This window comes from Kitasatospora sp. NPDC059571 (assembly GCF_042735675.1).
Taxonomy (GTDB): Bacteria; Actinomycetota; Actinomycetes; order Streptomycetales; family Streptomycetaceae; genus Kitasatospora.
This window is the reverse complement of record NZ_JBHWBW010000499.1, coordinates 1-4317: the sequence shown is the minus strand read 5'-3', so window position 1 is coordinate 4317 and position 4317 is coordinate 1. Positions and strand designations below refer to the sequence as shown.

Annotated in this window: 4 protein-coding genes and 1 tRNA gene; 2 read left to right on the top strand and 3 right to left on the bottom strand. The window is 70.9% G+C overall.

Annotated elements, in window-relative coordinates; translation table 11 throughout:
* Positions 1-193: 193 nt before the first annotated feature.
* Entirely contained in the window at positions 194-439 is a 246-nt protein-coding gene (locus tag ACFV0G_RS33925) for a DUF3073 domain-containing protein (protein ID WP_380556295.1), read from the bottom strand.
* 387 nt (positions 440-826) lie between these two features.
* Positions 827-1984, bottom strand: coding sequence for a Glu/Leu/Phe/Val dehydrogenase dimerization domain-containing protein (locus tag ACFV0G_RS33920; protein ID WP_380556293.1), 1158 nt, complete (start codon positions 1982-1984; stop codon positions 827-829).
* 170 nt (positions 1985-2154) lie between these two features.
* On the opposite strand from ACFV0G_RS33920, the gene ACFV0G_RS33915 reads away from it, so the two are divergent.
* Positions 2155-3066: a hypothetical protein gene (locus tag ACFV0G_RS33915; protein WP_380556291.1), complete on the top strand. Its 912-nt coding sequence runs from the start codon at positions 2155-2157 to the stop codon at positions 3064-3066.
* 512 nt (positions 3067-3578) lie between these two features.
* Entirely contained in the window at positions 3579-3785 is a 207-nt protein-coding gene (gene bldC / locus ACFV0G_RS33910) for a developmental transcriptional regulator BldC (protein ID WP_014137253.1), read from the top strand.
* 337 nt (positions 3786-4122) lie between these two features.
* Here the strand turns inward: bldC and ACFV0G_RS33905 are convergent.
* Positions 4123-4196, bottom strand: a tRNA-Asp gene (locus tag ACFV0G_RS33905).
* Positions 4197-4317: the final 121 nt, after the last annotated feature.

Sequence of the window (4317 nt, the reverse complement as noted above, 5' to 3'; positions counted from 1 at the left end):
TTTTATATCAGCCCGCCACGCGGGGGGGGCGGCGACACACACGGCTAAGGCGGGTTTCGCCGTGGGCGCCCGGCCGGCGGGGCGGGGCCGCCGCACCGGGCGGCCCGGCCGGTCCGTACCGAGCGAACCGGGCCCGGACATGCCGAAGACCGGCCCGGCGCTCGTGGAGCGTCAGGCCGGCCTCTGGCGGCTGTCAGGCGCGGCGGCGGTGCTGCCCGTTGTCGGCAGCGTCCTCGTCGTCGTCCTCGTCGGCGTACAGATCCGCGTACGCCGCGTAGGGGTCGTCCTCGTCCTCGTCCTCGATCGGCTCAGGCTCGATCGCGGTGGACGGAGATACGCCCAGCTCATGAGACAGACGGTTCGCGTCGAACCCGCCGCTGTTGTACTTCAGCTCGCGGGCGACCTTCGTCTGCTTGGCCTTGGCCCGGCCGCGCCCCATGGGTCGACCCCCTCAACGATGGGGCTCACGGCCCCGAGTCTGACACGTGTTCATGATCGGGAGCGGCCTGCCCGGAGTGGGAGAGCCGTCCCTTGGAGCATCAACGGTACCTGTTTCCGCCGCCGGACGGTACGTCGCGGGTGTGACGTGGCGCGCACTGCGTACCCCCGAAACCGGGTCTTTCCTGGTCACGGGAGGTTTATCGGGCTTCTGCAGGCTGCCCGGAGCGTTACCGGGCCCGTCGTTCCGGTTTCGATTATCCCTCGCGAGGGGGCTTCGCATCGCCCGATCGGGCTACGAAGTGAGAATCCGGTTCCACATTGTGATGCGGAGGGGGGCGGAGTTCCCCGCCCCCCGCCGCACCGGCGCCCGGAGCGGCGCCGGATGTCAGGACCGGCGGGTGCCCGGGAGCAGGATCGAACGCAGTGCGCTGACCTCCCGCATCCGCTTCTCGGCGAGGCGGTCGGCGGCGACCGCGGGCGGCACGCCGTCGGCGGTGGCCCGGGTGAAGATCTCCAGGGTGGTGTCGAAGATCTTCGTGGCCTTGTTCTTGGCCCGCTCGAAGTTGAACCCGTCGATCTCGTCGGCGACCTGGATCACGCCGCCGGAGTTCACCAGGTAGTCCGGCGCGTAGAGGATGCCGCGGTCGGCCAGGTCCTTCTCGACGCCGGCGTGCGCCAGCTGGTTGTTGGCCGCGCCGCAGACCACCGAGGTGCCGGCCGCGCCGAGCGCGCCGACGGTGTGGTCGTCCAGCGCGCCGCCCAGGGCGCAGGGGGCGTAGACGTCCAGGCCGGCCTGGAGCAGCGCCGGGGTGTCGGCGACGACCTCGACCTCGGGGTGGGCGGCCCGGACGCGGTTCACCGCGGCCTCGGAGACGTCCGTGATGACCACGGTGGCACCGTCGGCGACCAGGTGGCCGACCAGGTAGTGACCGACCTTGCCGACGCCCGCGACGCCCACGCGGCGGCCGCGCAGGGTGGGCTGGCCCCAGCGGGCCTGGGCCGAGGCGCGCATGCCCTGGAAGACGCCGAAGGCGGTGAGGATGGACGAGTCGCCGGCGCCGCCGTTCTCGGGCGAGCGGCCGGTCACGAACTGCGTCTCGCGCGCGACCACGTCCATGTCCTGGACGAACGTGCCCACGTCGCAGGCGGTCACGTAGCGGCCGCGCAGCGACTCCACGAAGCGGCCGTAGGCACGGAGCATCGCCTCGTTCTTGTCCTTGGTGGGGTCGCCGATGATGACGGCCTTGCCGCCGCCGAGGTCGAGGCCGGCGAGGGCGTTCTTGTAGCTCATGCCGCGGGACAGCCGCAGCGCGTCCTCCAGCGCCTCCTCCTCGGTGGCGTACTGGTGGAACCGGGTGCCGCCGAGGGCCGGGCCGAGCGCGGTGGAGTGGATCGCGATGATCGCCTTGAGACCGGTGGAGCGGTCGTGGCACAGCACGACCTGCTCGTGGCCGCCGAGGTCGCCGTCCGGGCCGGTCGCGAAGATCCTGCTGAGCACGCCTGGTGCGGAGTGCGTTGCGGACGCGGTGTGTACGTCGGTCACTGTGGTGACTCCAGTATTTGTGGGCCCGCGGCTGTGGTGCGGGCGTCTGATCGAAGCCTAGCCCCGGGTCCGTCCGCGGATCTGCCCCCTGACGGTCCCATGGACATAACGACGCAGAGCCCCCCGACGGCACCCTCCCGGCGGCCGCCGTCGCGTGCGACGATGCCGGAGTGACCGCCGTCCGCACCTCGGTGCTCCCGCCGTACGCCGCCCAGCTGCGGGTGTACGAGCCGCTGGCCGCCTACCCCGAGCCGGAGCGGGCCCGCTGGCAGGCGTATGCGGCGGAGCACGGCCCGGACGCCGACGGGACGGGCGAACCGGTCGCCGCCGCCGCCCTGGCCGAGCAGCGCCGGGCGCTGGCCGCGTTGGCCGGCCGGACCCCGGGGGCGCTGCCCGAGCGGGAGAGCGAGCGGGCCCTGGTGCGGGTGGTGGACCGGGTGACCTACATCTGCCCGTGGACGGAGCGGCTGCGCAGCTGGCAGGCGCTGGAGGAGCTGCGGACGGCACTCCCCTCCTTCCTGCTGGACACGGTGCTGCCGCCGGCCGTCCGGGCCGCGGCGGAGAGCGACCACGGCCGCTGGCGGACGGCGCACCCGGACGCCCGGCCGTGGATCCTGACCTCCCGTTGGGAGGTCCCGGTCCGCTGGTGCCTGCCCTTCGGGGAGGACGACCGCAGGTTCGTGCCGGCCGGCGCCGGCGGCGCCGACGGGCGCCCGGAGCCGGCCGCGCTCTTCTACCTGACATCCATGGCGCAGGCCCGGCGGCGGGTGGCCCGCGGCTACCGCGCGCTGCGGGCCGCGGTGCCCGGGTCGGCCCGGGGTGCGGGCAGCGACCTGGTGGCGGGGGTGGAGCAGGTCGGCCGCTGGCTGGAGGAGTTCCACCCGCGGTCGCTGGTGGAGCTGGACTACGGCGGCCTGGTGCACCTGCTGGGGCCGCAGCGGCTGGCGGCGGAGCGCTCGGTGGCCGTGGTCGAGGCCGGGATCGGTGCGCTGCGGGCCGGCGACACCGCGGCCGCGGTACGGGCGTACGAGTCGGTGACGGCCCGTTGGCGCCGGGTGCTGGCCCTGCGGCAGGCCAGCTGACCGGGGGTCATCCGGGAGGGGTGGGGCTGTCGGTGATCGGGGTAAAGATGGGTAGGGACGTTCGGTCCTGAACCGGCGACCATGGTCCCGGTTCGGGTCAATACCCGCCGAACGTGACACTACTCACCGTTGACGCGAACTTACCCCTATATGCAAAAATGGGACAACCAGCCCAAGTTCAACCTGGTGTGTCCTCATCCGGGTGCATCTGTCGGTGGTGCGTGCTTTGCGGGGAAAGGGAGGGTCTGGTCATCTCGTAACCGAATGTCACTCTTGTGTGACTGTCCGTTATGGGACGGTCCATGGCCATCCGTCGCCCTTGAACCCCAGAGGGGCCAATTCAGGCGGTTTGGCCGATGGGACTGGACGGATGGTGTAGTTGTAGACACCAGGACAAGCCGTTCGTCCTATAACCGACTCGGCTCGCGTGTGCCATTTCGGGCATCGCGGGTCAAGGTGCAGAATTTGAAGGATAGAACCGCCCTGGTTCGGTTCTCCCGAGGAGGCCGCTCATGACCGCTCGTACCCCTGACGCCGAACCTCTGCTGACGCCGGCAGAGGTCGCCACCATGTTCCGCGTGGACCCCAAGACGGTCACCCGTTGGGCCAAGGCGGGCAAGCTCACGTCCATCCGCACGCTCGGCGGGCACCGCCGCTACCGCGAGGCGGAGGTGCGGGCTCTGCTGGCCGGTATTCCGGCTCAGCGCACCGAGGCCTGAGCGCCTCAGCAGCTTTCCTGAGGGCCGCCTCCCCTGACTCCGCCGGGTCGGGGGGAGCGGCCCTTCGGCATGTCGTAATCGGGATTCCCGGTGGGGCTGCGGGGGTGGGGGGAAATTCGTGGGAATGCATGTGCAATTTTACATATTAAATTCCGGGGCTCCGGAAGGGGGCGTCGAGTGTCCGATCTCAGGGCGGGATAAGTGACTACCGTCACACGCTCGTTATCTTGAGGTCTAGACCTAGCTCGGTGTAGTGGTCTGACCACGCGTCACGGCCGGCGTGGCCGGAGACGGAGAGAGGCCCGGAACCTGACGGCTCCGGGCCTCTCCTGTACTGCGATCCCGACGGGACTTGAACCCGCGACCTCCACCTTGACAGGGTGGCGAGCTAACCAACTGCTCCACGGGACCAGAGATTTCTGATCCGTTCGCTTTGCTCTCGCTCGCGAACAAGACAGATCGTACTGCATCCCGGGCCTCCAGGTCGAACCGGCTCCCGGGGCCCGGTGCCGGGAGCCGCAGCTCCCGGCAC